Source organism: Mesorhizobium helmanticense (assembly GCF_003034915.1).
Lineage (GTDB): Bacteria > Pseudomonadota > Alphaproteobacteria > Rhizobiales > Rhizobiaceae > Mesorhizobium > Mesorhizobium helmanticense.
The window spans coordinates 300,094-321,411 of record NZ_PZJX01000007.1; the positions used below are offsets into that span (position 1 = coordinate 300,094).

Here is a 21,318-nt window from a genome sequence, read left to right on the forward strand (position 1 = left end):
CAATAGCATTAAGGCAGGCTTCTTGCGAGCCAAAGACCCAGAAACAGGGCGATGATCGCGCCAATGACGCTGGCGAGCGCATAGCCGAACGCCGGCAGCGCAGCGCCCCGCTCCCATAGCGTCGCGAAATCGAGCGAGAAAGCCGAGAAGGTGGTGAAGCCGCCCAGGATGCCGGTGGCGACAAACAATCTGAGTTCGGCTGATCCGCCACGCCGCATCATGATGGCGATGAACAGGCCCATGACGAAGGAGCCGACGATGTTGATCGCCATCGTGCCCCAGGGATAATTCGGGCCGACAAGGCGCAGCGCACCCATGTTGGTGAGATGGCGGATACCGGCGCCAATTCCGCCACCGACGACAACGAGAATCAGATTGAACATTGCCGTCTACTGCCCCTGCCCGATCGCCGGGTCAATCCCTGCTGCTGGCGGCGGAAACCGTTCCGCCGATTACCTGTCTCAGTTCGCCTCGACCTTCTTCGGCTTGCTCGAGCCGATCATCTTCCAGTTTTTGTAGAACATGGAATTGATCCGCTCGACGCTGACCGAGACGATGGCGAGAACGGCGGAGATCAGGCCTGGAAACGGCGATGGCCGGATGATGTCCATAAACACGCAGTAGCGGCGCCCATCATATTCGTTGACCGAGCGATGCAGCAGCGTGTCGTCGAAAATATAGAGCGGATTGTCGTGCCAGTAGTTCCTGGCGTTGTTGCACTCGACGAAAACCTCGGCCTTCACCGGAAGAAGATTGTAGAGAATGCGCAGGCTGAGCCGTAGCGGTCCGAAATGCCAGGAGGTCGATTCCTTGCCCTTGAACACCGACACGGCGATGGTCTTGATGTACTTGAAGTCCTTGTTGAATTCGGCGACATTGTCGATCTTGTGCTTGCCGTACCACTGGTAGACATACATGCCGCGCCGGCCGGTGCCGAAATTGGCGTCGATATCGGCGATGATCTCATCCTTGCGCGCCTTGAAGACGTCGAGAACCTCGTTGACTTCGCGCTGATAGTCCGGCGGAAACTGCTCCAGCTTCCAGACGCCCGGGTTTCTGTAGCACAGCAGATCGACCAACAGGTTGAAGGGCGACAGCAGCCAGGTGAAGATGCCATTGCCGAGAAAATAGCCGCGGAACAGCGACAGATTCTTATTGTGATTGCGCAGCACGTCGATCAGGCCGCAGACGATCCAGATCGTGGTCAGGATCGGAATGAAGTAGAAGCCGAGCGCAAGCAGCGGAACGGCAATAGCAAACTGCCGAAGGGATTTGCGAAGTTTCTTGGTCATTTTTCCACGCGCTATGCGCGATCCTTCTTCGAAAAATGTTCTTGGCCAAATCTGGCGGCACCCCCCGGTCCGTTCGCGCGTTGTGATAGAATTTTTTGTTAGCTCGTACACATCACACTACTGTGACTCGCCGGCGACACCGCTGGTGATCGGCTCAGATCCGACTTTTGCAGCGTCGGAATAGATTTCAGTGCACCGCTGGCAGGCCGAGCTCGTCCCACTTTTCACGGGACACGGGATCGCCGACCAGGAACGCGAAGCCGGTGACGCTTTCGCCATCCCGTGCCAGTTCGCATGTGAACTTCAGCGCATACCAGTTCCTGCGACTGCGGAAGGCTGCTCCGTTGGCGGTGATGGAGGTTGCGGAGATCGTCTCCTCGACCATCGCGTAAGGCACCACCCGTTCCGGCTGGAAATCAGCCCGCCATTTGCGGATCTGGTCCATCGCTTCGAGATTGCAGAGCTGCACCATGCGCTCGTCGGAGGCCAATGTCGCAAGATCGGCGCGCGCCTGCCTGCTGCGTGGATCGGCGAGCGTCTTTGCCGACAGCATTTCCGTCGGACGGATCATGGCCGGCGATCCTGCGTGTGGGACGACAGTCTCGGGCACCAAGGCATTGCCGGGAGAAAGCGAGGCCGGAGCGACAGGCGTCTTGAGCGCTTGTGGCGCGGGCCGCGGATTGGTCTCGGCCTCAAACTGCTCCGGCGACAAGATGTCGACCGACATGCGTTCTTCCTGCGGCCGTTTCGGGCGCTTCGGCGCGGGCATCAAGGCCAACATGGCAACCAGCAGCATGTGAAGAGCAATCGAGGCGAAAATACCCCATGTCCGGTTCACGGTCCCATCGATCAGGTTGTCCATCATCCCATCAGGATCGGACGGACCACGTCCAGTTTTTCGACGACGAAATCAAAAAAAGCGCGAACGCGTGGCGTTTGCCGAAGCTCTGGGTGGGTCAGCAGATACCAGCCCCTTGTCAGTTCCGGCACCGGCGGCAGGACCCGGACCAGATCCTCGTCCATATCGGCGATCGCTATCGGCAGCGGAGCAATGCCGATTCCCGATTTGACGGCATGCAGGACACCGAGCACGCTGTTGTTGCGCGCGGCGATATTGGCACCTGGTGCTATCGCAGCAAGCCACTTTGCCGCCCGGTGATTGATCAGCATGCCGTCAAAACCGACGATCGCGTGACGGCCGATATCCTCAACACGTTGCGGGGCGCCGTATTGCTGGACATAGGAGCGGCTGCCATAGACGGCCCAGATGGAGTCGGCGATCTTCCGGCCGACCAGGGTTTCGTCATCCGGCTCGCCGGATCTGAGGGCAATGTCGGCCTCCCCCTTGGACAGATCGAGATAGCGGTCGCTCATCACGAATTCGATGCGCAACACAGGGTAGCGCGCATGAAACATGTCGAGCAGCGGCGAGCCGATGAGGCGTGAAACAAGTGGTTCTGGAACGGTCAGGCGAATGGTACCGGCCAGGTCGCTGCGATAGGCGAGGATCTGGCGTTCGAGTTCAATCACGGACGTCTCGATGACCTCGGCCGCCGGTAGCAGCGCCTCGCCGAACTCGGTCAACCGGTAACCGGCGGGGTGGCGCAACATCAGCGAGGCCCCGACGCGCCGCTCAAGCTCGGCAATGCGCCGATGCACCGTCGACTGATTCACGCCGAGCGCCCTTGAGGCAGCAAGCGTGCTGCCATGGCGCGCGACGGCCAGGAAGTAGCGAAGGTCGCTCCAGTCGAACATCGCCGATGTTATGCATCCTTGCACGCTCGCTCTGCAACCTTGCTGCTGCAGCGTGCGCAACACCGGTACTAAGCTCGGCCGCGTGATGAAATGGAGAACGGCAATGCAAAAAACGACAGAAATCGGCTCGGCGATCTCCGGCCTCACGGTCGGCGTCACCACTTCGGCGCGGGAAACGGGCGCCGCCAAACTGAAGGTACTGCATCGCGAAGCGACAGCGGCAATGCCCAAAGCACCCGACCAAGAAATACGCGTACTTCTGGCCACGCTCGATCCAGGCGATTGCACACCCTATCATTCGCACCGCTTTCCGGTAACGGTCTACATGCTGGAGGGCGCCTTCACCCTGGAACTGGACGGGCGTGAAGCGATCACGGTGAAAGCCGGCGAGATCTTTGTCGAACCGCCCTTGGTCAAGATGACTGGACGGAACCTGGATGCGGGGCAAACCGCACGCATGGTTCTGTTCTATGTCAGCGATCCAAACGTGCCCTTTGCCGATCCGGCCGAATGAAGCGGTCTACTTCTCCCGCTCGCTTCTCAGTTTCGCCCAATAGTCGAGACGCTTCCTGATATCGCGCTCGAAACCGCGCTCGGGCGGATCGTAGAATGTGCGCCGGCCCATCTTTTCGGGGAAATAGTCCTGGCCGGAAAAAGCTTCGGGCTCGTCATGGTCATACCGATACCCGGCGCCGTAATCCTCCTCCTTCATCAGCTTGGTCGGTGCGTTGAGAATGTGCTTGGGCGGCAGCAGAGAGCCGAATTCCTTGGCGGCGCCGGTGGCGGCCTTGAAGGCTGTGTAGACGGCATTGGATTTGGGAGCGGTGGCGAGATAGACGGTGGCTTCGGCGAAGGCAAGCTCGCCCTCCGGCGAGCCCAGATAGTCGTAGGCATCCTTGGCGGCGTTGGCGATGACCAGGGCCTGCGGGTCGGCAAGCCCGATATCCTCCATCGCCATGCGCACCAGCCGACGGCCGAGATAGAGCGGATCCTCGCCGGCGTCGAACATGCGCGCGAGATAATAGAGCGCTGCATCCGGGTCGGAGCCGCGCACTGATTTATGCAGCGCCGAGATCAGATTGTAGTGGCCGTCCTGGCCCTTGTCGTAGATCGGCGCGCGGCGCTGGACGATGCGCTGCAGGCCCTCGGCGCCGAATACCTCGCCTGACTTGGCCGCCCGCCAGACTTCCTCCGCCAGTGTCAGCGAGGCACGGCCATCGCCATCGCTCATGCGGATGAGCATCGCCCTTGCGTCATCGTCGAGCGGCAGCGCCCTGCCCTCGGTCTCCTCCGCCCGCGCCAGGAGTTTGGCGATGCTGTCCTCACCGAGCGAATGAAAGACGAGCACGCGCGCGCGGGATAGAAGCGCGGCATTCAGTTCGAAGGACGGATTCTCGGTGGTGGCCCCGACCAGCACGACGGTGCCGTCTTCCATGACGGGCAGGAAACTGTCCTGCTGAGCGCGGTTGAAGCGATGGATCTCGTCGACGAAGAGCAACGTCTGACGGCCATTGGAGCGGCGCAACTTTGCCGCCTCGAACACTTTCTTCAGGTCGGCGACGCCGGAAAACACCGCCGATATCTGTTCGAAGGCAAGGCTGGTCTCGCCGGCAAGCAGCCGCGCGACCGTCGTCTTGCCCGTGCCGGGCGGGCCCCAGAAGATCATCGAGCCGAGCGAGCCCGAACCGATCAGCCGCGTCAGCGCGCCGTCAGGGCCGGTGAGATGCTCCTGGCCGACGACCTCGCCTAGGTTCTTCGGACGCAGGCGGTCGGCCAGCGGCCGGCCGGGCGGCGCCTTCTCAGGTTCATCGACACTGAACAGATCGGCCATGCACTTCTTTTGGTTTGGAGCGCGATCTCGTTCAGAGAGGCGGAGATCGGGCTCAGTAACGCAACACCTGGCGCATTATCTGCCCGCCGCGCTCGACGGTAAAGCGCCACCAGCGCGTATCCTGCTGGGCTACTTGCGCCAACGTCGCGGCGGTATCGATGGTCGTGCCATTGACCTCGCGAACGATGTCGCCCGGCTGGAAGCCGAAATCGGCCGCGGGTGAATCGCGATTGATGTCGACCACGGTGACGCCCTTGACGTCGGTGCGGACGCCGAGCCGCTGGGCAAGTCGCGGCGACAGTTCCGCAACCTTGGCGCCCGAAAACGGGCTGCGGCCGCGCAGCGTCACTTCCGAGGATTTGGCACCTTCCGGCGCGCGCTCCAGCGCGATGTCCATCGTCGCCTGCTGCCCCTTGGTCAGCACGGCGAAGCTGGCATTGGTGCCGATCGACAGCGTCGCCATCCGGTAATCCAAAGCCTCGATGCCCTCGATCGGCTTGCCGTTGAGCGACAGCACGACATCGCCGGGCTTGAGTCCGGCCTTGGCGGCCGGTCCGGCCTCTTCGACCGACGAAACAAGCGCGCCGGTCGGCTTCTCCATACCGAGCGATTCGGCGATTTGCGGCGTCACACGCTCGAATTCGGCGCCGACATAGGGCCGCTCGAAAAAGGTGAGCCCGGCCTTGGCGGCATCGACGAAAGCGCGAACCATGTTGGAAGGGATAGCAAAGCCAATGCCGATCGAACCACCGCTGCGGCTGTAGATCGCCGTGTTGATGCCGACCAGTTGACCGCCCATGTTGATCAGCGCGCCGCCGGAATTGCCAGGGTTGATCGCGGCGTCGGTCTGGATGAAGAAGCCGGAATCGGAAACGCCGATATGGCTGCGGGCAAGTGCCGAAACGATGCCGCTGGTGGTGGTCTGACCGACACCGAAGGGATTGCCGATGGCCAGCAAAAGGTCGCCGACCTCGAGCGCGTCGGAATCGCCGATGGCGATCACCGGAAACGGCTTGTCGGAGGAAATCTTGAGCACGGCGAGATCGAGCGTCTCGTCCTTGAGCAGCACCTTCGAATCGAATTCACGCCCGTCCGCGGTCGCGACCTTGACCTGATCGGCGTCCTTGACGACGTGGAAATTGGTGACCACCACGCCGGTCGGGTCGACCAGCACGCCGGAGCCGAGCGAAGACTGCGCGCGCGGCTGCGAACGGCCAAAGAACTCCTCGAAGAACGGATCGCCGTCGAAGGGCGACACCACCTTGGCGGTCTGCGAAGCATAGACATTGACCACGGCCGGCGCCGTCTGCTTGACCAGCGGCGCGAAGGACAGTTGCACCTCTTCGCGGCCGAACGGCACGCGCTTGTCGGGGCCGGAAGTGGCGTTCTCACCCTCGACGCCGTGCAGCAGGTCGGTCAGCACGTCGGACAGGCCGGGATCCGTCTTGGCGGCGTCTTCGGCCAGCGCCTGCCTGATCACCGGCGCGGCTGTGAATGCCAGCATGGCGCAGAACAGAACAAGGGACAGCCGTTTGATGCGCATTCCGAATCCTCCAAGGCAAGTTCGGGCGCATTGTCCCGACGATTGTGCAGAATGAAAGGCTAAGGCGCTGAAATCTGATTATTTTGGGCAATCCGCGACAAAACCGGCCGCCAAAGGCAAGCAAGCGCTCGTCGGGAGCCTTCGTGACAGCAAAAGGGGCCCGCAGGCCCCTTGAACTCACTCAGGAAAACCGAGCCTTATGCAGCCGCGGCTTCCTCGTCGGTGCCTTCGGCCTCGATGCGGGCACGGTCGCCCGCGCCCTTGGCCGAGATGTCGCGGTCGACGAACTCGATGACCGCCATCGCGGCATTGTCGCCGTGGCGGAAGCCCGCCTTCATGATGCGCAGATAGCCGCCGTTGCGGGTGGCGTAGCGCGGCGCGATGGTGTCGAACAGGCGCTTGACGACGCCTTCATTGCCGATCTGGGCGATCACCTGGCGGCGGGCGTGCAGGTCGCCGCGCTTGCCGAGCGTCACCAGCTTCTCGACGATCGGACGCAAATCCTTCGCCTTCGGCAGAGTGGTGACGATCTGCTCGTGCTCGATGAGCGACACGGCAAGATTGGCAAACATCGACTTGCGATGGCTTATGCTACGGGCGAACCGGCGGCCTTTAAATCCGTGGCGCATGGCTCTTCTCCTTCATTGCGGGTTCAGAGGCAAACGCCTCAATATTGATCTTCGTAACGCTTGGCGAGGTCTTCGATGTTTTCCGGCGGCCAGTCCGGCACTTCCATGCCGAGGTGCAGGCCCATCGCCGCCAGGACTTCCTTGATCTCGTTCAGCGACTTGCGGCCGAAGTTCGGGGTGCGCAGCATCTCGGCTTCGGTCTTCTGGATCAGGTCGCCGATATAGACGATGTTGTCGTTCTTCAGGCAGTTGGCCGAACGCACCGAAAGCTCGAGTTCGTCGACCTTCTTGAGCAGTGCCGGGTTGAAGGCCAGTTCGGTGACGGCCTCCGTGGCGACTTCCTTCTGCGGCTCGTCGAAATTGACGAACAGGCCGAGCTGGTCCTGCAGGATGCGGGCGGCGAAAGCCACCGCGTCTTCGCCCGAGATCGAACCGTCGGTCTCGATGGTCATGGTCAGCTTGTCATAGTCGAGAACCTGCCCCTCGCGGGTGTTCTCGACCTTGTAGGAGACCTTCTTGACCGGCGAATACAGGCTGTCGACCGGGATCAGGCCGATCGGCGCGTCCTCGGCGCGGTTGCGCTCGGCCGGCACGTAACCCTTGCCGGTGTCGACGGTGAATTCCATGCGGATCTCAGCGCCTTCGTCCAGCGTGCAGATGACGTGGTCGGGGTTGAGGATCTCGACATCGCCAACCGTTTGGATGTCGCCGGCGAGAACCGCGCCCGGTCCCTGCTTGCGCACGACCATGCGCTTGGGGCCGTCGCCTTCCATGCGGATGGCGATTTCCTTGATGTTCAAGACGATGTCGGTCACGTCCTCGCGCACGCCGGCGATGGACGAGAATTCATGCAGAACGCCGTCGATCTGCACGGCGGTCACAGCCGCGCCGCGCAGCGAAGACAGAAGCACGCGACGCAGCGCGTTGCCGAGCGTGAGGCCGAAGCCCCGCTCCAGCGGCTCGGCGACCAGCGTGGTCAGCGTCTTCTTCTTCGACGAGAACTCGATCTTGTTCGGCTTGATCAGTTCCTGCCAATTTTTCTGGATCATGATGCTTTCCTTCCGTTGACCCGCCACCATCCAATCGTGGCGGGCGACCTGGAAAACCGCGGAGGAACGCTTGTGGCGCTCGCGCGGCGTTCAGTAATTTTAGACGCGGCGCTTCTTGCGCGGGCGGCAGCCATTGTGCGGGATCGGCGTCACATCACGGATCGAGGTGATGGTGAAGCCGGCCGCCTGCAGGGCGCGCAGCGCCGATTCACGACCGGAGCCGGGTCCGCAGACCTCGACTTCGAGCATGCGCATGCCGTGTTCCTGGGCCTTCTTGGCGACGTCCTCGGCGGCCATCTGGGCGGCGAACGGGGTCGACTTGCGCGAACCCTTGAAGCCCTGGGCGCCGGCCGACGACCAGGCAATCGAATTGCCCTGCGCGTCGGTGATGGTGATCATCGTGTTGTTGAAGGTCGAATTGACGTGGGCAACGCCCGACGAGATGTTCTTGCGTTCGCGACGGCGAACACGAGCGGCTTCCTTGGCCATGGTAGTCCTTTCAGTTGATCTCTACACCGCCGTAATGCCAGCGGCTCCACCAGGGAGAAGGCAGTAGGGGAATATGGCAGTAGGGCAGTATGTCTGCCGATCCTATTGCCTTACTGCCCTACTCCCTTACTGCCCTAAATTACTTCTTCTTGCCGGCGATCGACTTGGCCGGGCCCTTGCGGGTGCGTGCATTGGTATGCGTGCGCTGGCCACGAACCGGCAGCGAGCGACGATGGCGCAGGCCGCGATAGCAGCCGAGGTCCATCAGCCGCTTGATGTTCATCGACACTTCGCGGCGCAGGTCGCCTTCGACCTGGTAGTCGCGGTCGATCGTCTCGCGGATCTGCAGGACTTCGGCGTCGGTCAGCTGGTTGACGCGGCGCTCGGCTGGGATGCCGACCTTGTCGACGATCTCCTGGGCGAACTTCTTGCCAATGCCGTGAATGTACTGAAGCGCGATGACAACGCGCTTGTTGGTCGGAATGTTGACGCCGGCTATACGAGCCATGTTCTTCTCTTCTCCATGTGGGCCGGCCAACCCTTAGAAACAAGGTAGGCCCGGCGCTATCAAAGTTGCCCCGCGTCCGGTGGAGGCCGGCCTTGCGGGAGTTTCCAGTTCAAAGCGGGCTGCCTTGCCCTTGCGGACAAGCAAAGCCCATGCCTGATAGGAAGACGGGCCGCCATACCCCAGCGGACCGCTCCAGTCAAGCGCAATCGTCTACTTTCTCTAAGCAGCCTCTTGGGTGGCTGATTTAAGCACTGCTTCGATCTGTTCGGTGACCGCATCGATACCGGCCATCCCGTCGACGCCTCTGAGCTTGCCCTTGGCGTAATAGTAGCCGATCAGCGGCGACGTTTTCTTGTAGTACTCCCTTAGGCGTTCTTCGAACACCGTTGGATTGTCATCCTTGCGCACCGGCTGACCGGCGGCCTTGGTCTCCTCGGCGCGCTTGACGATACGACCGACCAGCGCCTTGTCGTCTACGACAAGTTCGATGACGACGTCGAGAGAGAGGCCGCGCTCCCTGAGCATCGATTCGACCGCGTCCGCCTGCACCAGTGTGCGTGGGTACCCGTCGAGGATGAAGCCTTTGGCGCAATCGGCCTGGTCGATGCGCTCTGCCACGATGGCGTTGACGATCGCGTCGGAAACCAGCTCGCCGGCATCCATCACAGCCTTGGCGCGCTTGCCGACTTCGGTGCCGGCCTGGACGGCCGCGCGCAGCATGTCGCCAGTGGAAAGCTGGGGTATGCCGTGCTTTTCTACCAGTCTTTGTGCTTGTGTCCCCTTGCCCGCTCCTGGCGGCCCAAGCAATATCAACCTCATCTGGCCTTCTTCCCCCCGCGCAGCTTCGACTTCTTGATCAGGCCCTCATACTGGTGCGCGATCAGGTGACCCTGAATTTGCGCCACCGTATCGAGCGTTACACTGACCACGATCAGAAGCGATGTGCCACCGAGGTAGAATGGTACGCCAGTCGCAGAAATCAGGAACTCGGGCAGCAGACACACCAGCACCAGATAGACGGCGCCGACGACGGTGATGCGGGTGAGAACGTAGTCGATGTAGTCGGCGGTGCGTTCGCCCGGACGGTAGCCCGGAATGAAGCCCGAATGCTTCTTGAGCTGGTCGGCGGTGTCCTTCGGGTTGAAGACGATCGCCGTGTAGAAGAAGGCGAAGAACACGATCATCGCCGCGTAGAACGCCATATAGAGCGGTTGGCCATGGCCGAGCGCTGCCAGGATGGTGCTGGCCCAGGCAGGCATGTTGGTCGTCTGCGAGAAGCCGGCGACGGTCGCCGGCAGCAACAGCAGCGAGGAGGCGAAGATCGGTGGGATAACGCCGGCCGTGTTGAGCTTCAGCGGCAAATGCGAGGTGTCGCCCTGGAACATGCGGTTGCCGACCTGGCGCTTCGGATACTGGATCAGCAAGCGGCGCTGGGCGCGCTCGAAGAACACGATCAGCGCGATGACGACGACGGCGAGAACGATGATCGCGAGAATCAGACCGGTCGACAGCGCACCGGTACGGCCAAGCTCCAGCGTGCCGGAGATGGCATGCGGCAGGCCGGCGACAATGCCGGCGAAGATGATCAGCGAAATGCCGTTGCCGATGCCGCGCGCGGTGATCTGCTCGCCGAGCCACATCAGGAACATGGTGCCGCCAACCAGGGTGACGACGGTCGAGATGCGGAAGAACATGCCGGGATCGCTGACGATGCCGTTGCCGCCCTCCAGCCCGACCGAAATGCCATAGGCCTGCACCAGCGCCAGCAGCACGGTGCCGTAGCGCGTGTACTGGTTGATGATCTTGCGGCCCTGCTCGCCTTCCTTCTTCAGCGCTTCCAGCGACGGGATGACCGAGGTCATCAGCTGCATGATGATGGAAGCGGAGATGTAAGGCATGATGCCCAGCGCGAAGATCGCCATGCGCTGCACGGCGCCGCCGGCAAACATGTTGAACATGCCGAGCACGCCCTTGCTCTGCGACTGGAAGGCCTGCGCGAAAGCGTCGGGATTGATGCCGGGAAGCGGAATGTAGGTGCCGAGGCGGTAGACGAGCAGCGCGCCGATGGTGAACCAGATGCGTTTCTTCAGATCCTCCGCCTTGGCGAAGGCCGAGAAATTCAGATTCGAGGCCAGTTGTTCAGCAGCCGAAGCCATGCCTGATTCTCCGCTAGAGCATGATGCCGAAAAGTGTGAAGCGGTTTTCGGGTAACATCATGCTCTACTTCTTTGATTTCTATGTCACGCTCAAAGGCCCGCAGGACAGGCGGCGCGTATCACCGAAACTCACGAGATAAGCTCCGGACCGTAAACATGCAAGCGGCCGCGTTGACGCGGCCGCCATATTGGTCAAATCAAAGCGCAATCGAAAGCAAAACCGGGTCGCACCTTTGCCGATCGCGCTTCAAATCGTCGTTACTCGGCGGCTGCCTTTTCCGGCAGCTTCACCGAACCGCCGGCCTTTTCGATCTTCTCGATTGCCGCCTTGGAGGCGCCGGCCACGTCGAAGGCAAGCTTGGCCTTGATGTCGCCATCGGAGAGGATGCGCACGCCGTCCTTGACGCGGCGGATGACGCCGGCCGCGACCAGCGCTTCGGCCGTCACCGTCGCCTTCGCATCGAGCTTCTTGGCATCGAGCGCGGCCTGGATGCGGGCCAGCGACACGACGACAAAGCTCTTGGCGAAGATGTTGTTGAAGCCGCGCTTCGGCAGGCGCCGATAGAGCGGCATCTGGCCACCCTCGAAGCCGTTGACGGCGACGCCGGAGCGCGCCTTCTGGCCCTTGACGCCGCGACCGGCGGTCTTGCCCGAGCCGGAACCGATGCCGCGGCCGAGACGCTTCTTGGAATGCGTGGCGCCGTCCTTGTCACGCAGATCGTTGAGTTTCATCTTCGTTCTCCTGCGCTTTTGCTCAGCCCTCGTCCACGACGCGGACGAGATGCTGGACGGCAGCGATCATGCCGCGCACGGAGGGCGTATCCTCCAGTGTGCGCTGCTTGTGCATCTTGTTGAGGCCGAGGCCGACCAGCGTCGCGCGCTGCTCCTTCGGCCGGCGGATCGGCGAACCGATCTGCTCGACGGTGATGGTCTTTGTTGCTTTCTTGGCCATGGTCAAAATCCCTGGTCAGATCGACTATTCTTCGGCCGCAACGGCGGTGCCGCGGCGGGCCTGAAGCGTCGAATACTTGATGCCGCGCGCTGCGGCCACATCCTTGGGATGCATCTGGCTCTTCAGCGCGTCGAAGGTGGCGCGAACCATGTTGTAGGGGTTCGACGAACCCATCGACTTGGCGACCACGTCATGCATGCCGAGCGTCTCGAAGACGGCGCGCATCGGGCCGCCGGCGATGATGCCGGTACCTTGCTTGGCAGCGCGCAGCAGCACGCGTCCAGCGCCCCAGCGTCCCTCGACGTCGTGGTGCAGCGTGCGGCCCGAGCGCAGCGGCACGAAGATCATGTCGCGCTTGGCCGATTCGGTTGCCTTGCGGATCGCCTCCGGCACTTCGCGCGCCTTGCCGTGACCAAAGCCGACGCGGCCCTTCTGGTCGCCGACGACGACGAGTGCTGCAAAGCCGAAGCGACGGCCGCCCTTGACGACCTTGGCGACGCGGTTGATGTGGACGAGCTTGTCCACCATGCCATCGTCGCGCTCTTCGCGATCACGGCCGCGGCCGCCATCCCTACGTTCCTGTGCCATATCCTGTTCCTTGTTTTTTTCCGGAAGCACGGTTGATGATGATATCCGGCGCCTCTGTGGGCCACCGGGGGCGAAAGTTTCTTAGAAGCTGAGACCGCCTTCACGGGCGGCTTCGGCCAGCGCCTTGACGCGGCCGTGATAGATATACGGGCCGCGGTCGAAGACGACTTCCTTGACGCCTGCCTTCGAGGCGCGCTCGGCGATCAGCTTGCCGATCGCGGCGGCAGCCGCGGTGTCGGCGCCGGTCTTGAGCGAACCCTTGAGGTCCTTCTCCAGCGTCGAGGCGGCAGCGATGGTGTGGCCCTTGGCGTCGTCGATGACCTGCACGTAGATGTTCTTCGACGTGCGGTGGACGGACAGACGCGGACGCTCGCCCGCGACCTTCTTGATCTGGCGGCGGACGCGCTGAGCGCGGCGCTGGGTGGATTCTTTCGAGCCCATGATGTCAGTTCCTTGCCTTCAAAAAACGGGGACAACCATATGCGGTAGGCGAAAGCGCCTCCCGCGGCCGTGCCCCGCGGCGTTAAAATTACTTCTTCTTGCCTTCCTTGCGGACGATCTTCTCGCCAGCGTAGCGCACGCCCTTGCCCTTGTAGGGCTCCGGACCGCGATACTCGCGGATCTCGGCGGCGACCTGGCCGACCATCTGCTTGTCGATGCCGGTCACGGTGATTTCCGTCGGCTTCGGCACGGTGATCGTGATGCCTTGCGGCGTCTCATAGACGACGTCATGGCTGAAGCCAAGCGCGAGCTGCAGGTTCTTGCCCTGCATGGCGGCGCGGTAGCCGACGCCGGTGATCTCGAGCTTCTTTTCGAAACCGTCCTTGACGCCCTGCAGGATGTTGACGATCTGCGTGCGCGACATGCCCCATTTGGCGCGGGCGGTCTTGGTCTGGTCGCGCGGCTGGACAGCGATCTCCGAGCCTTCCATCTTGACCAGCACTTCGTCGTTCACCACGAACTTCAGCTCGCCCTTGGGGCCCTTCGCCGTCACGGTCTGGCCGTTGACGGTCGCGGTCACGCCCTGCGGCAGCGAAACGGGTTTCTTTCCAATACGAGACATTTTTTGTCCTCGTCACTTCTCTTGTTTCAGGTCTCTGTCTTCGGGAACGATCCGAAGACCGGATTCCACTTTGCGATGAGCTGCCAGATCAGAAGATCTGGCAGAGGATCTCACCGCCGACATTCTGTTCGCGTGCTTCGTGGTCGGCCATCACGCCCTTCGGTGTCGAAAGGATGGCGATGCCGAGACCGTTGGCGACGTGCGGGATCGACTTGGCCGAAACGTAAACGCGACGGCCCGGCTTCGAGACGCGGGCGATTTCGCGCACGACCGGCGCACCGTCGAAATACTTCAGCTCGATCTCGATTTCGGACTTGCCGTTGTCGAAGTCGGTCTGGCTGTAGTCGCGGATATAGCCTTCAGCCTTCAGCACGTCGAGGACGCGAGTACGCAGACGCGAGGCCGGCGTCGAAACGCTCGACTTCTTGCGGCCATAGGCGTTGCGGATGCGGGTCAGCATATCGCCGAGAGGATCGCTCAATGACATGTTATGTCCTCCTTACCAGCTCGACTTGACCAGGCCCGGGATCTGGCCGTTATTGCCGAGATCACGAAGCGCGATGCGCGATACTTTGAGCTTGCGATAATAGGCACGCGGACGTCCCGTGACTTCGCAGCGGTTACGGATGCGGATCTTGGCCGAGTTGCGTGGCAGGGCAGCAAGCTTGAGCTGGGCGCGGAAGCGCTCTTCCATCGGCTTGGACTGATCCATGATGATCGCCTTGAGCGCCTTGCGCTTGGGACCGTACTGGTCCGCAAGCTTGCGGCGCCTGTTGTTCTTCTCGACTGAGCTGGTCTTTGCCATTTCAGATTTTTCCTTTTCTCGCTGCCGTTACTGGCGGAAGGGGAAGTTGAAGGCCTTGAGCAATGCCCTGGCTTCGTCGTCCGTCTTCGCAGTCGTACAAACGATGACGTCCATGCCCCAGATCTGATCAACCTTGTCGTAGTTGATCTCCGGGAACACGATGTGTTCCTTGATGCCCATGGCGTAGTTGCCACGGCCATCGAAGCTCTTCGGATTGAGCCCGCGGAAGTCGCGGACGCGCGGCAGCGCGATGTTCACGAGGCGGTCGAGGAACTCGTACATGCGTTCCTTGCGCAGCGTGACCTTGGCGCCGATCGGCATCTTCTCGCGGACCTTGAAGCCGGCGATCGAATTGCGGGCCCGGGTGACGACGGCCTTCTGGCCGGCGATCATCGCCAGATCTTCCGCCGCGATCGAAGGCTTCTTCGAATCGCCGGTCGCTTCGCCGACGCCCATGTTCAGCACGATCTTGTCGATGCGGGGGACCTGCATCTCGTTCTCGTAGCCGAACTGCTCCTGCAGCGCCTTGCGGATGGTCTCGTTGTAGACCTGCTTGAGACGCGGCGTGTTCTGGGCAGTCGCCTGCTTGGTTTGAGCCTTAGCCATTGATGACTTCTCCCGAGCGCTTGGCGACGCGCACCTTCTTGCCGTCCTTCTGGAAGATGAAGCCGACGCGTGTCGGCTTGCCATCCTTGGGATCGGCCAGCGCGATGTTCGACAGCTGGATCGGCGCTTCCTTGGTGATGATCCCGCCCTCTTGGGACTGGGACTGCTTCTGGTGACGACGGATCATGTTGACGCCGCGCACCAGCGCGGTGTCGTCCTTCGGCTGTACCGAGAGGACTTCGCCCGAACGGCCCTTGTCCTTGCCGGCCAGCACGACGACCTTGTCGCCTTTTCTAATCTTTTGCATTGGTCCGGCTCCTTACAGCACTTCAGGCGCGAGCGAGATGATCTTCATGTGGTTCTTGGCGCGGAGTTCGCGCGGAACCGGTCCGAAGATACGGGTGCCGATCGGCTCTTTCTTGTTGTCGACGAGAACGGCCGCGTTCTTGTCGAAACGGATCACGCTGCCGTCCGGGCGGCGGATGTCCTTGGCCGTGCGAACCACGACCGCCTTCATCACATCGCCCTTCTTCACGCGGCCGCGCGGGATGGCTTCCTTGATCGACACCACGATGATGTCGCCCACGGAAGCGTATTTCCGCTTCGAGCCGCCCAGCACCTTGATGCACATGACACGACGGGCGCCGGAATTATCCGCGACGTCGAGGTTTGTTTGCATCTGAATCATGACTGGCCGCCTTCTTCTTTTCTAACGGGACGGGTTCTTCACCCTTCCCCGGTCTGTCCAAAATTCGTTTCGTTACGCCCAGTAATCAGGCTTGGTCCGAGGCCACGACGATCCAGCGCTTGTCCTTGGAAATCGGCTTCGATTCCTGGATGAACACCTGATCGCCGACCTTGTGGGCGTTGTTCTCGTCGTGCGCCTTGTACTTCTTGGTCATGCGCACGGTCTTCTTCATCACGGGATGCGTGAAGCGCCGTTCGACCTTGACGACAACCGTCTTCTCGTTCTTGTCGCTGACGACGGTGCCCTGCAGAATGCGCTTTGGCATGGTTTTCGTCCTTAAGCCTTCTTGGCCGCGGATTTTTCCGCGGCGATGGTCTTGATGCGCGCAATGTCCTTGCGGACCTGCCTCACGCGCGCGGTCTTCTCGAGCTGGCCGGTGGCCTTCTGGAAGCGCAGGTTGAACTGCTCCTTCTTCAGGCTGGCCAAATCGTCGGTCAGCTGGTCCTGGGTCTTGGTCCGGATGTCTTCGGCTTTCATGATCAGCCCGTCCTTATTCTGCGATGCGCTGTACGAAGCGCGTCCTGACCGAGAGCTTGGCCGCGCCGAGACGCAGCGCCTCACGGGCGGTTTCCTCGTTGACGCCGTCGATCTCGAACATGATGCGGCCTGGCTTGACGCGGGCCGCCCAGTAGTCGACCGCGCCCTTGCCCTTGCCCATGCGCACTTCGGTCGGCTTCGACGTCACCGGCACGTCCGGGAAAATACGGATCCACACGCGGCCGGCGCGCTTCATCTCGCGGGTGATCGCGCGGCGGGCCGCCTCGATCTCGCGCGCGGTGACGCGGTTCGGCTCAAGCGCCTTCAGCCCGAAACCACCGAAATCCAGGTTGGTGCCGCCCTTGGCGGTACCGTGGATGCGGCCCTTGAACTGCTTGCGGAACTTTGTGCGCTTTGGCTGCAGCATCGTTCTAACTCCAAATTCCTAAATGTCTTACGCGTTTTCGCGACGGCGACCGCGTTCGCGCTCACCACCACCGCCATGCGCATCGCCTTCAGTCGCGCGGCGCTCCGAAGCCATCGGGTCGTGCTCGAGGATCTCGCCCTTGAACACCCAGACCTTGACGCCGCAGATACCGTAAGCCGTATGCGCCTCGGCCGTGCCGTAGTCGACGTCGGCGCGCAGCGTATGCAGCGGCACGCGGCCCTCGCGGTACCATTCCATGCGCGCGATCTCGGCGCCGCCAAGGCGGCCGGCGCAGTTGATGCGGATGCCTTCGGCACCGAGGCGCATCGCCGACTGCACGGCGCGCTTCATGGCGCGGCGGAACGCGATGCGGCGCTCGAGCTGCTGGGCGATCGACTGGGCGACCAGGGTCGCGTCGATCTCGGGCTTCCGCACTTCGACGATGTTGAGGTGCGTTTCGGACTTCGTCATCTCCATCAGCTTCTTGCGAAGCTTCTCGATGTCGGCGCCCTTCTTGCCGATGATCAGGCCCGGGCGCGCCGCATGGATGGTGACGCGGCACTTCTTGTGCGGACGCTCGATCACGACCTTCGAGATCGCAGCCTGCTTGAGTTCCTTCTCAAGATATTTGCGGATCTTGATGTCCTCGTGCAGCAGCTTGCCGTACTCGCCGGTGTTCGCGAACCAGCGCGAATCCCAGGTGCGGTTGATGCCGAGACGCAAACCGATCGGATTGACTTTCTGGCCCATTATGCGGCCTCCCCTTTTTCTTCGACTTCACGAACGACGATCGTGAGGTGCGAGAACGGCTTCTCGATACGGCTGGCGCGACCACGGCCACGGGCATGGAACCGCTTCATGACGATCGACTTGCCGACATAGGCTTCCGCCACGATCAGCGCATCGACGTCGAGGTCGTGATTGTTTTCCGCGTTGGCGATCGCCGATTCCAGCGTCTTCTTGACCGTGCCGGAAATCCGCTTGGCCGAGAATTCGAGATCGGAAAGCGCTGTCGCGACCTTCTTGCCGCGGATCAGCGCGGCAACCAGGTTCAGCTTCTGCGGGCTGATACGGATCGTGCGCAACACGGCGCGCGCTTCGTTGTCAGCAAGCCTGCGCGGAGCTTTGGCCTTGCCCATGATTATTTCCTCTTCGCCTTCTTATCCGCGCCGTGACCGTAATAGGTCCGGGTCGGAGCGAATTCACCGAACTTGTGGCCGACCATGTCCTCGTTCACCGAAACGGGAACATGCTTCTGGCCGTTGTAGACACCGAAGGTGAAGCCGACGAACTGCGGCAGGATGGTGGAGCGACGGCTCCACATCTTGATCACCTCATTGCGACCGCCTTCACGAACCTTGTCCACCTTCTTGAGAAGGTAGCCGTCGATGAAGGGGCCTTTCCAAATAGAACGAGTCACTTGGCGTTACCTCTTCTTAGCTCTTGCGCTGATGGCGCGAGCGCAGGATGAACTTGTCGGTCGCCTTGTTGGACCGCGTCTTCTTGCCCTTGGTCGGCTTGCCCCAGGGCGAAACCGGATGGCGGCCACCCGAGGTGCGGCCTTCGCCGCCGCCATGCGGATGGTCGACCGGGTTCATGGTCACGCCGCGATTGTGCGGGCGCTTGCCGCGCCACACCGTGCGGCCTGCCTTGCCGTCATTGATGTTGCCGTGGTCGGGGTTCGACACAGCGCCAACGGTGGCCATGCAGGAACCGTGCACGACACGCTGCTCGCCCGAGTTGAGGCGCAGGATGGCCATGCCCTGGTCGCGGCCGACGAGCTGGGCGTAGCCGCCCGCCGAACGGGCAACCTGGGCGCCCTTGCCCGGCTTCAGCTCGATGTTGTGGACGATCGTGCCGACCGGCATCGAGGCCAACGGCATCGCGTTGCCCGGCTTCACGTCGACCGCTTCGCCGGCCACGATCTTGTCGCCGGCGGCAAGGCGCTGCGGGGCGATGATGTAGGACAGCTCGCCATCGTCATACTTGATCAGCGCGATGAAGGCGCTGCGGTTTGGATCGTACTCGATGCGCTCGACCGTGCCGACGACGTCGAACTTGCGGCGCTTGAAGTCGATGATGCGGTACGTACGCTTGTGACCGCCGCCGATGAAGCGGGCCGTGATGCGGCCGTAATTGTTGCGGCCGCCCGACTTGGTCAGGCCTTCGGTCAGGCCCTTGACGGGCTTGCCCTTGTAGAGGCCCGAGCGGTCGACGATGACCAGCTGGCGGGTGCTCGGCGTTACCGGGTTGAATTTTTTAAGTGCCATTGTCCTGTCCTCGCGGCCTTGCTCAGAGACCCGTCGCGACGTCGATCGACTGGCCGTCGGCCAGCGTCACAACCGCCTTCTTGACGTCGCTCTGGCGGCCGATCGTGCCGCGGAAGCGCTTGATCTTGCCCTTGCGGACAAGCGTGTTCACGGCCATCACCTTGACGCCGAACAGCGCTTCGACGGCGGCCTTGATTTCCGGCTTCGACGCCTTCTTGGCGACGTTGAAGACGACCTGGTTCTGCTCGGAAGCCATGGTCGACTTTTCGGTGATCGCCGGCGAGACGATCACGTCGTAGTGACGAAGGTCGGTCATTTAAAGCGCTCCTCGAGAGCCTCGACGGCGGCCTTCGAAAGGACCAGCGTGCCGCGGCGCAGAATGTCGTAGACGTTGATGCCCTGAATGGGCAGCACGTCGATGTTGGGGATGTTGGTCGCCGCCAGCTTGAAATTCTTGTCAAGCTCGGCGCCGCCGATCACCAGGGCGTTGGACAGGCCCAGCGTCGCGAAATTCGCGATCAGCGCCTTTGTCTTGGCCTCGGTCAGCTTCAGCTCGTCGATGATGATGATCGACGCGCTCTTGGCCTTGGCCGAAAGAGCATGCTTCAAACCGAGGGCCCGCACCTTCTTCGGCAAATCGTGCTCGTGGCTGCGAACGACCGGGCCGTGGGCCTTGCCGCCGCCGCGGAACTGCGGAGCGCGTGCCGAATGGTGACGGGCGCGGCCCGTACCCTTCTGCTTGTACATCTTGGCGCCGGTGCGCGCGATCTCGGCGCGACCCTTGGCCTTGTGCGTGCCCTGCTGCTTCTTGGCGAGCTGCCAGCGCACGACGCGCTGCAGGATGTCCTCGCGCGGATCAAGGCCGAAAATCTCCTCGGAGAGTTTCACCTTGCCGGCGTCCTTGCCGCCCAGCGTTGTGATCTTGAGGTCCATTATTCCGCTCCCTCTGTGGCCGGGGCATCGTTCTTGGCGCCACTTTCGGCAGCTGCACGGATCGCGGCAGGCTTCGGCGCATTGGCCGGCAGCGCAACCTTGGCGGCGTCGCGGACCAGGATCCAGGCGCCCTTCGAACCGGGAACCGCGCCGCGGATCAGGATCAGGCCGCGGTCGGCGTCGGTCGAAACAACCTCGACATTCTGCGTGGTGACTCTGACGTCGCCCATGTGGCCAGCCATATGCTTGCCCTTGAACACCTTGCCCGGGTCCTGGCGCTGGCCGGTCGAGCCGTGCGTACGGTGCGACACCGAGTTACCGTGCGTCGCGCGGCCGCCACCCATGTGGTGACGCTTGATGACGCCCTGGAACCCCTTGCCGATCGTCGTGCCCGTCACATCGACCTTCTGGCCGGCGACGAAATGCTCGACGGTGATCTCGGCGCCGACATCGATCATGTTGTCGGCGGAGACGCGGAACTCGGCAACCTTGGCCTTCGGCTCGACGGAAGCGGTCGCGAAGTGGCCGCGCATCGCCTTCGACGTGTTCTTCACCTTGGCAAGGCCAACGCCGAGCTGAACGGCGGTGTAGCCATTCTTCTCCTGCGTGCGCTGCGCCACGACCTGGCAGTTCTCCATCTGGAGAACGGTGACGGGAACATGTTCCCCGGCATCGTTGTAGATGCGGGTCATTCCCACCTTCTTTGCAATCACACCTGAACGCATCGGTTCAATTCCTTTAGAGTTCCGGGCCGGGGCACCGCCCCTACCGCGCTCTCAATCCCTTAGAGCTTGATCTCGACGTCGACGCCGGCGGCCAGATCGAGCTTCATCAAAGCATCGACCGTCTGCGGGGTCGGATCGACGATGTCGAGCAGACGCTTGTGCGTGCGCATCTCGAACTGCTCACGGCTCTTCTTGTCGACGTGGGGCGACCGGTTGACCGTGAATTTTTCGATCCGCGTCGGCAGCGGAATAGGGCCGCGGACGTTGGCGCCGGTGCGCTTGGCCGTCGACACGATTTCGCGCGTCGAGGCGTCAAGCACCCGGTGATCAAACGCCTTGAGGCGGATGCGGATATTCTGACCGTTCATTCGTCAATTCCTTGTTCTGGCGCGGCGCGGGCATCCCGCGCCCGCGACAGATCGGTTTAAGTCCAATTACTCTTTGATGGTGACGACGATGCCGGCACCGACTG

34 protein-coding genes are annotated in these 21,318 nt (G+C 62.2%); 1 reads left to right on the plus strand and 33 read right to left on the minus strand.

Annotated features, from left to right (window positions below; genetic code table 11):
• Positions 1-8: 8 nt before the first annotated feature.
• From crcB to C9427_RS05630, 4 genes are all read right to left on the minus strand, one after another.
• Complete coding sequence (gene crcB / locus C9427_RS05615; protein WP_107648171.1) at positions 9-383, minus strand: fluoride efflux transporter CrcB; 375 nt, start codon at positions 381-383, stop codon at positions 9-11.
• Positions 384-461: 78 nt separating this feature from the next.
• On the minus strand, positions 462-1,292 hold the full coding sequence (locus tag C9427_RS05620; protein WP_167434257.1) for an aspartyl/asparaginyl beta-hydroxylase domain-containing protein: 831 nt from the start codon (positions 1,290-1,292) through the stop codon (positions 462-464).
• A gap of 187 nt (positions 1,293-1,479) precedes the next feature.
• A complete protein-coding gene (locus C9427_RS05625) occupies positions 1,480-2,019 on the minus strand; it encodes a DUF930 domain-containing protein (protein WP_245436985.1) in 540 nt (179 codons plus the stop codon).
• A 134-nt stretch (positions 2,020-2,153) separates the two neighbouring features.
• Positions 2,154-3,047: a LysR family transcriptional regulator gene (locus tag C9427_RS05630; protein ID WP_107648172.1), complete on the minus strand. Its 894-nt coding sequence runs from the start codon at positions 3,045-3,047 to the stop codon at positions 2,154-2,156.
• Positions 3,048-3,099: 52 nt separating this feature from the next.
• Between C9427_RS05630 and C9427_RS05635 the strand changes: the two genes are divergently transcribed.
• Entirely contained in the window at positions 3,100-3,561 is a 462-nt protein-coding gene (locus tag C9427_RS05635; protein ID WP_167434258.1) for a cupin domain-containing protein, read from the plus strand.
• Between the two features lie 6 nt (positions 3,562-3,567).
• Here the strand turns inward: C9427_RS05635 and C9427_RS05640 are convergent, their stop codons facing one another.
• The 29 genes from C9427_RS05640 to rpsJ form a co-directional block, all read right to left on the minus strand.
• A complete protein-coding gene (locus tag C9427_RS05640) occupies positions 3,568-4,878 on the minus strand; it encodes a replication-associated recombination protein A (protein ID WP_107648174.1) in 1,311 nt (436 codons plus the stop codon).
• Between the two features lie 52 nt (positions 4,879-4,930).
• Positions 4,931-6,421, minus strand: a complete 1,491-nt coding sequence (locus C9427_RS05645) for a DegQ family serine endoprotease (protein ID WP_107648175.1) — start codon at positions 6,419-6,421, stop codon at positions 4,931-4,933.
• Between the two features lie 197 nt (positions 6,422-6,618).
• Complete coding sequence (gene rplQ, locus C9427_RS05650) at positions 6,619-7,050, minus strand: 50S ribosomal protein L17 (RefSeq protein WP_107648176.1); 432 nt, start codon at positions 7,048-7,050, stop codon at positions 6,619-6,621.
• A 38-nt stretch (positions 7,051-7,088) separates the two neighbouring features.
• Complete coding sequence (locus C9427_RS05655) at positions 7,089-8,099, minus strand: DNA-directed RNA polymerase subunit alpha (RefSeq protein ID WP_032933403.1); 1,011 nt, start codon at positions 8,097-8,099, stop codon at positions 7,089-7,091.
• Between the two features lie 99 nt (positions 8,100-8,198).
• Entirely contained in the window at positions 8,199-8,588 is a 390-nt protein-coding gene (rpsK, locus tag C9427_RS05660) for a 30S ribosomal protein S11 (protein WP_006205444.1), read from the minus strand.
• Between the two features lie 139 nt (positions 8,589-8,727).
• On the minus strand, positions 8,728-9,096 hold the full coding sequence (gene rpsM, locus C9427_RS05665; protein ID WP_006205445.1) for a 30S ribosomal protein S13: 369 nt from the start codon (positions 9,094-9,096) through the stop codon (positions 8,728-8,730).
• Positions 9,097-9,315: 219 nt separating this feature from the next.
• Positions 9,316-9,915, minus strand: a complete 600-nt coding sequence (locus C9427_RS05670) for an adenylate kinase (RefSeq protein WP_097577170.1) — start codon at positions 9,913-9,915, stop codon at positions 9,316-9,318.
• Entirely contained in the window at positions 9,912-11,252 is a 1,341-nt protein-coding gene (secY, locus tag C9427_RS05675; protein ID WP_107648177.1) for a preprotein translocase subunit SecY, read from the minus strand. The genes C9427_RS05670 and secY overlap by 4 nt, the downstream gene beginning before the upstream one ends.
• 258 nt (positions 11,253-11,510) lie before the next feature.
• The gene (rplO, locus tag C9427_RS05680; protein WP_107648178.1) at positions 11,511-11,984 is read right to left on the minus strand and encodes a 50S ribosomal protein L15; all 474 of its coding nucleotides are present in this window, start codon (positions 11,982-11,984) and stop codon (positions 11,511-11,513) included.
• A gap of 22 nt (positions 11,985-12,006) precedes the next feature.
• Positions 12,007-12,204: a 50S ribosomal protein L30 gene (rpmD, locus tag C9427_RS05685; RefSeq protein ID WP_006205449.1), complete on the minus strand. Its 198-nt coding sequence runs from the start codon at positions 12,202-12,204 to the stop codon at positions 12,007-12,009.
• A gap of 24 nt (positions 12,205-12,228) precedes the next feature.
• The gene (rpsE, locus tag C9427_RS05690; protein ID WP_006333394.1) at positions 12,229-12,792 is read right to left on the minus strand and encodes a 30S ribosomal protein S5; all 564 of its coding nucleotides are present in this window, start codon (positions 12,790-12,792) and stop codon (positions 12,229-12,231) included.
• Positions 12,793-12,873: 81 nt separating this feature from the next.
• Positions 12,874-13,233 carry a 50S ribosomal protein L18 gene (gene rplR, locus C9427_RS05695; RefSeq protein WP_097577173.1) on the minus strand — a complete coding sequence of 120 codons (360 nt, stop codon included), beginning with the start codon at positions 13,231-13,233 and terminating at the stop codon, positions 12,874-12,876.
• 88 nt (positions 13,234-13,321) lie between these two features.
• On the minus strand, positions 13,322-13,855 hold the full coding sequence (rplF, locus tag C9427_RS05700) for a 50S ribosomal protein L6 (RefSeq protein WP_008875672.1): 534 nt from the start codon (positions 13,853-13,855) through the stop codon (positions 13,322-13,324).
• A gap of 88 nt (positions 13,856-13,943) precedes the next feature.
• Positions 13,944-14,342: a 30S ribosomal protein S8 gene (gene rpsH, locus C9427_RS05705; protein ID WP_006205453.1), complete on the minus strand. Its 399-nt coding sequence runs from the start codon at positions 14,340-14,342 to the stop codon at positions 13,944-13,946.
• Positions 14,343-14,354: 12 nt separating this feature from the next.
• A complete protein-coding gene (gene rpsN, locus C9427_RS05710; RefSeq protein WP_008875671.1) occupies positions 14,355-14,660 on the minus strand; it encodes a 30S ribosomal protein S14 in 306 nt (101 codons plus the stop codon).
• Positions 14,661-14,687: 27 nt separating this feature from the next.
• On the minus strand, positions 14,688-15,266 hold the full coding sequence (gene rplE, locus C9427_RS05715) for a 50S ribosomal protein L5 (RefSeq protein ID WP_008875670.1): 579 nt from the start codon (positions 15,264-15,266) through the stop codon (positions 14,688-14,690).
• Positions 15,259-15,573 carry a 50S ribosomal protein L24 gene (gene rplX / locus C9427_RS05720; RefSeq protein ID WP_006205456.1) on the minus strand — a complete coding sequence of 105 codons (315 nt, stop codon included), beginning with the start codon at positions 15,571-15,573 and terminating at the stop codon, positions 15,259-15,261. Before rplX ends, rplE begins: the two co-directional genes overlap by 8 nt.
• Before the next feature lie 12 nt (positions 15,574-15,585).
• Positions 15,586-15,954, minus strand: coding sequence for a 50S ribosomal protein L14 (gene rplN / locus C9427_RS05725; RefSeq protein ID WP_006205457.1), 369 nt, complete (start codon positions 15,952-15,954; stop codon positions 15,586-15,588).
• An 85-nt stretch (positions 15,955-16,039) separates the two neighbouring features.
• On the minus strand, positions 16,040-16,279 hold the full coding sequence (rpsQ, locus tag C9427_RS05730) for a 30S ribosomal protein S17 (protein ID WP_006205458.1): 240 nt from the start codon (positions 16,277-16,279) through the stop codon (positions 16,040-16,042).
• A gap of 11 nt (positions 16,280-16,290) precedes the next feature.
• A complete protein-coding gene (gene rpmC / locus C9427_RS05735) occupies positions 16,291-16,491 on the minus strand; it encodes a 50S ribosomal protein L29 (RefSeq protein ID WP_006205459.1) in 201 nt (66 codons plus the stop codon).
• Between the two features lie 13 nt (positions 16,492-16,504).
• A complete protein-coding gene (rplP, locus tag C9427_RS05740) occupies positions 16,505-16,918 on the minus strand; it encodes a 50S ribosomal protein L16 (protein WP_006205460.1) in 414 nt (137 codons plus the stop codon).
• A gap of 27 nt (positions 16,919-16,945) precedes the next feature.
• Positions 16,946-17,668 carry a 30S ribosomal protein S3 gene (gene rpsC, locus C9427_RS05745; protein WP_107648179.1) on the minus strand — a complete coding sequence of 241 codons (723 nt, stop codon included), beginning with the start codon at positions 17,666-17,668 and terminating at the stop codon, positions 16,946-16,948.
• On the minus strand, positions 17,668-18,057 hold the full coding sequence (rplV, locus tag C9427_RS05750) for a 50S ribosomal protein L22 (RefSeq protein ID WP_006205462.1): 390 nt from the start codon (positions 18,055-18,057) through the stop codon (positions 17,668-17,670). The genes rpsC and rplV overlap by 1 nt, the downstream gene beginning before the upstream one ends.
• Before the next feature lie 2 nt (positions 18,058-18,059).
• On the minus strand, positions 18,060-18,338 hold the full coding sequence (rpsS, locus tag C9427_RS05755) for a 30S ribosomal protein S19 (protein WP_006205463.1): 279 nt from the start codon (positions 18,336-18,338) through the stop codon (positions 18,060-18,062).
• Positions 18,339-18,354: 16 nt separating this feature from the next.
• Positions 18,355-19,188: a 50S ribosomal protein L2 gene (gene rplB, locus C9427_RS05760; protein ID WP_008875668.1), complete on the minus strand. Its 834-nt coding sequence runs from the start codon at positions 19,186-19,188 to the stop codon at positions 18,355-18,357.
• A 22-nt stretch (positions 19,189-19,210) separates the two neighbouring features.
• Positions 19,211-19,504 carry a 50S ribosomal protein L23 gene (locus C9427_RS05765; RefSeq protein WP_006205465.1) on the minus strand — a complete coding sequence of 98 codons (294 nt, stop codon included), beginning with the start codon at positions 19,502-19,504 and terminating at the stop codon, positions 19,211-19,213.
• The gene (gene rplD, locus C9427_RS05770; RefSeq protein ID WP_008875667.1) at positions 19,501-20,121 is read right to left on the minus strand and encodes a 50S ribosomal protein L4; all 621 of its coding nucleotides are present in this window, start codon (positions 20,119-20,121) and stop codon (positions 19,501-19,503) included. The genes C9427_RS05765 and rplD overlap by 4 nt, the downstream gene beginning before the upstream one ends.
• The gene (gene rplC / locus C9427_RS05775; RefSeq protein WP_107648180.1) at positions 20,121-20,846 is read right to left on the minus strand and encodes a 50S ribosomal protein L3; all 726 of its coding nucleotides are present in this window, start codon (positions 20,844-20,846) and stop codon (positions 20,121-20,123) included. Before rplC ends, rplD begins: the two co-directional genes overlap by 1 nt.
• A gap of 59 nt (positions 20,847-20,905) precedes the next feature.
• Positions 20,906-21,214, minus strand: coding sequence for a 30S ribosomal protein S10 (rpsJ, locus tag C9427_RS05780; RefSeq protein ID WP_006205468.1), 309 nt, complete (start codon positions 21,212-21,214; stop codon positions 20,906-20,908).
• Positions 21,215-21,318 lie beyond the last annotated feature (104 nt).

Bases quoted from the DNA above. Each gene is read 5' to 3' on its own strand.
- rpsH (WP_006205453.1), bottom strand. From the start codon at position 14,342: ATGTCATTGAGCGATCCTCTCGGCGATATGCTGACCCGCATCCGCAAC.
- rpmD (WP_006205449.1), bottom strand. From the start codon at position 12,204: ATGGCCAAGAAAGCAACAAAGACCATCACCGTCGAGCAGATCGGTTCG.
- rpsJ (WP_006205468.1), bottom strand. From the start codon at position 21,214: ATGAACGGTCAGAATATCCGCATCCGCCTCAAGGCGTTTGATCACCGG.
- rpsQ (WP_006205458.1), bottom strand. From the start codon at position 16,279: ATGCCAAAGCGCATTCTGCAGGGCACCGTCGTCAGCGACAAGAACGAG.
- rpsE (WP_006333394.1), bottom strand. From the start codon at position 12,792: ATGGCACAGGAACGTAGGGATGGCGGCCGCGGCCGTGATCGCGAAGAG.
- secY (WP_107648177.1), bottom strand. From the start codon at position 11,252: ATGGCTTCGGCTGCTGAACAACTGGCCTCGAATCTGAATTTCTCGGCC.
- rplX (WP_006205456.1), bottom strand. From the start codon at position 15,573: ATGCAAAAGATTAGAAAAGGCGACAAGGTCGTCGTGCTGGCCGGCAAG.
- C9427_RS05625 (WP_245436985.1), bottom strand. From the start codon at position 2,019: ATGTCGGTCGACATCTTGTCGCCGGAGCAGTTTGAGGCCGAGACCAAT.
- C9427_RS05620 (WP_167434257.1), bottom strand. From the start codon at position 1,292: ATGACCAAGAAACTTCGCAAATCCCTTCGGCAGTTTGCTATTGCCGTT.
- rpsC (WP_107648179.1), bottom strand. From the start codon at position 17,668: ATGGGCCAGAAAGTCAATCCGATCGGTTTGCGTCTCGGCATCAACCGC.
- C9427_RS05640 (WP_107648174.1), bottom strand. From the start codon at position 4,878: ATGGCCGATCTGTTCAGTGTCGATGAACCTGAGAAGGCGCCGCCCGGC.
- rplR (WP_097577173.1), bottom strand. From the start codon at position 13,233: ATGGGCTCGAAAGAATCCACCCAGCGCCGCGCTCAGCGCGTCCGCCGC.
- rplV (WP_006205462.1), bottom strand. From the start codon at position 18,057: ATGGGCAAGGCCAAAGCTCCGCGCAGGCTTGCTGACAACGAAGCGCGC.
- rpmC (WP_006205459.1), bottom strand. From the start codon at position 16,491: ATGAAAGCCGAAGACATCCGGACCAAGACCCAGGACCAGCTGACCGAC.
- C9427_RS05670 (WP_097577170.1), bottom strand. From the start codon at position 9,915: ATGAGGTTGATATTGCTTGGGCCGCCAGGAGCGGGCAAGGGGACACAA.
- rpsK (WP_006205444.1), bottom strand. From the start codon at position 8,588: ATGGCCAAGGAAGCCGCTCGTGTTCGCCGTCGCGAACGCAAGAACATC.
- C9427_RS05765 (WP_006205465.1), bottom strand. From the start codon at position 19,504: ATGACCGACCTTCGTCACTACGACGTGATCGTCTCGCCGGCGATCACC.
- rplF (WP_008875672.1), bottom strand. From the start codon at position 13,855: ATGTCTCGTATTGGAAAGAAACCCGTTTCGCTGCCGCAGGGCGTGACC.
- rpsN (WP_008875671.1), bottom strand. From the start codon at position 14,660: ATGGCAAAGACCAGCTCAGTCGAGAAGAACAACAGGCGCCGCAAGCTT.
- C9427_RS05645 (WP_107648175.1), bottom strand. From the start codon at position 6,421: ATGCGCATCAAACGGCTGTCCCTTGTTCTGTTCTGCGCCATGCTGGCA.
- rplQ (WP_107648176.1), bottom strand. From the start codon at position 7,050: ATGCGCCACGGATTTAAAGGCCGCCGGTTCGCCCGTAGCATAAGCCAT.
- rplN (WP_006205457.1), bottom strand. From the start codon at position 15,954: ATGATTCAGATGCAAACAAACCTCGACGTCGCGGATAATTCCGGCGCC.
- rplO (WP_107648178.1), bottom strand. From the start codon at position 11,984: ATGAAACTCAACGATCTGCGTGACAAGGACGGCGCCACGCATTCCAAG.
- rplD (WP_008875667.1), bottom strand. From the start codon at position 20,121: ATGGACCTCAAGATCACAACGCTGGGCGGCAAGGACGCCGGCAAGGTG.
- C9427_RS05630 (WP_107648172.1), bottom strand. From the start codon at position 3,047: ATGTTCGACTGGAGCGACCTTCGCTACTTCCTGGCCGTCGCGCGCCAT.
- rplP (WP_006205460.1), bottom strand. From the start codon at position 16,918: ATGCTGCAGCCAAAGCGCACAAAGTTCCGCAAGCAGTTCAAGGGCCGC.
- rplC (WP_107648180.1), bottom strand. From the start codon at position 20,846: ATGCGTTCAGGTGTGATTGCAAAGAAGGTGGGAATGACCCGCATCTAC.
- C9427_RS05655 (WP_032933403.1), bottom strand. From the start codon at position 8,099: ATGATCCAGAAAAATTGGCAGGAACTGATCAAGCCGAACAAGATCGAG.
- rpsM (WP_006205445.1), bottom strand. From the start codon at position 9,096: ATGGCTCGTATAGCCGGCGTCAACATTCCGACCAACAAGCGCGTTGTC.
- rplE (WP_008875670.1), bottom strand. From the start codon at position 15,266: ATGGCTAAGGCTCAAACCAAGCAGGCGACTGCCCAGAACACGCCGCGT.
- crcB (WP_107648171.1), bottom strand. From the start codon at position 383: ATGTTCAATCTGATTCTCGTTGTCGTCGGTGGCGGAATTGGCGCCGGT.
- rplB (WP_008875668.1), bottom strand. From the start codon at position 19,188: ATGGCACTTAAAAAATTCAACCCGGTAACGCCGAGCACCCGCCAGCTG.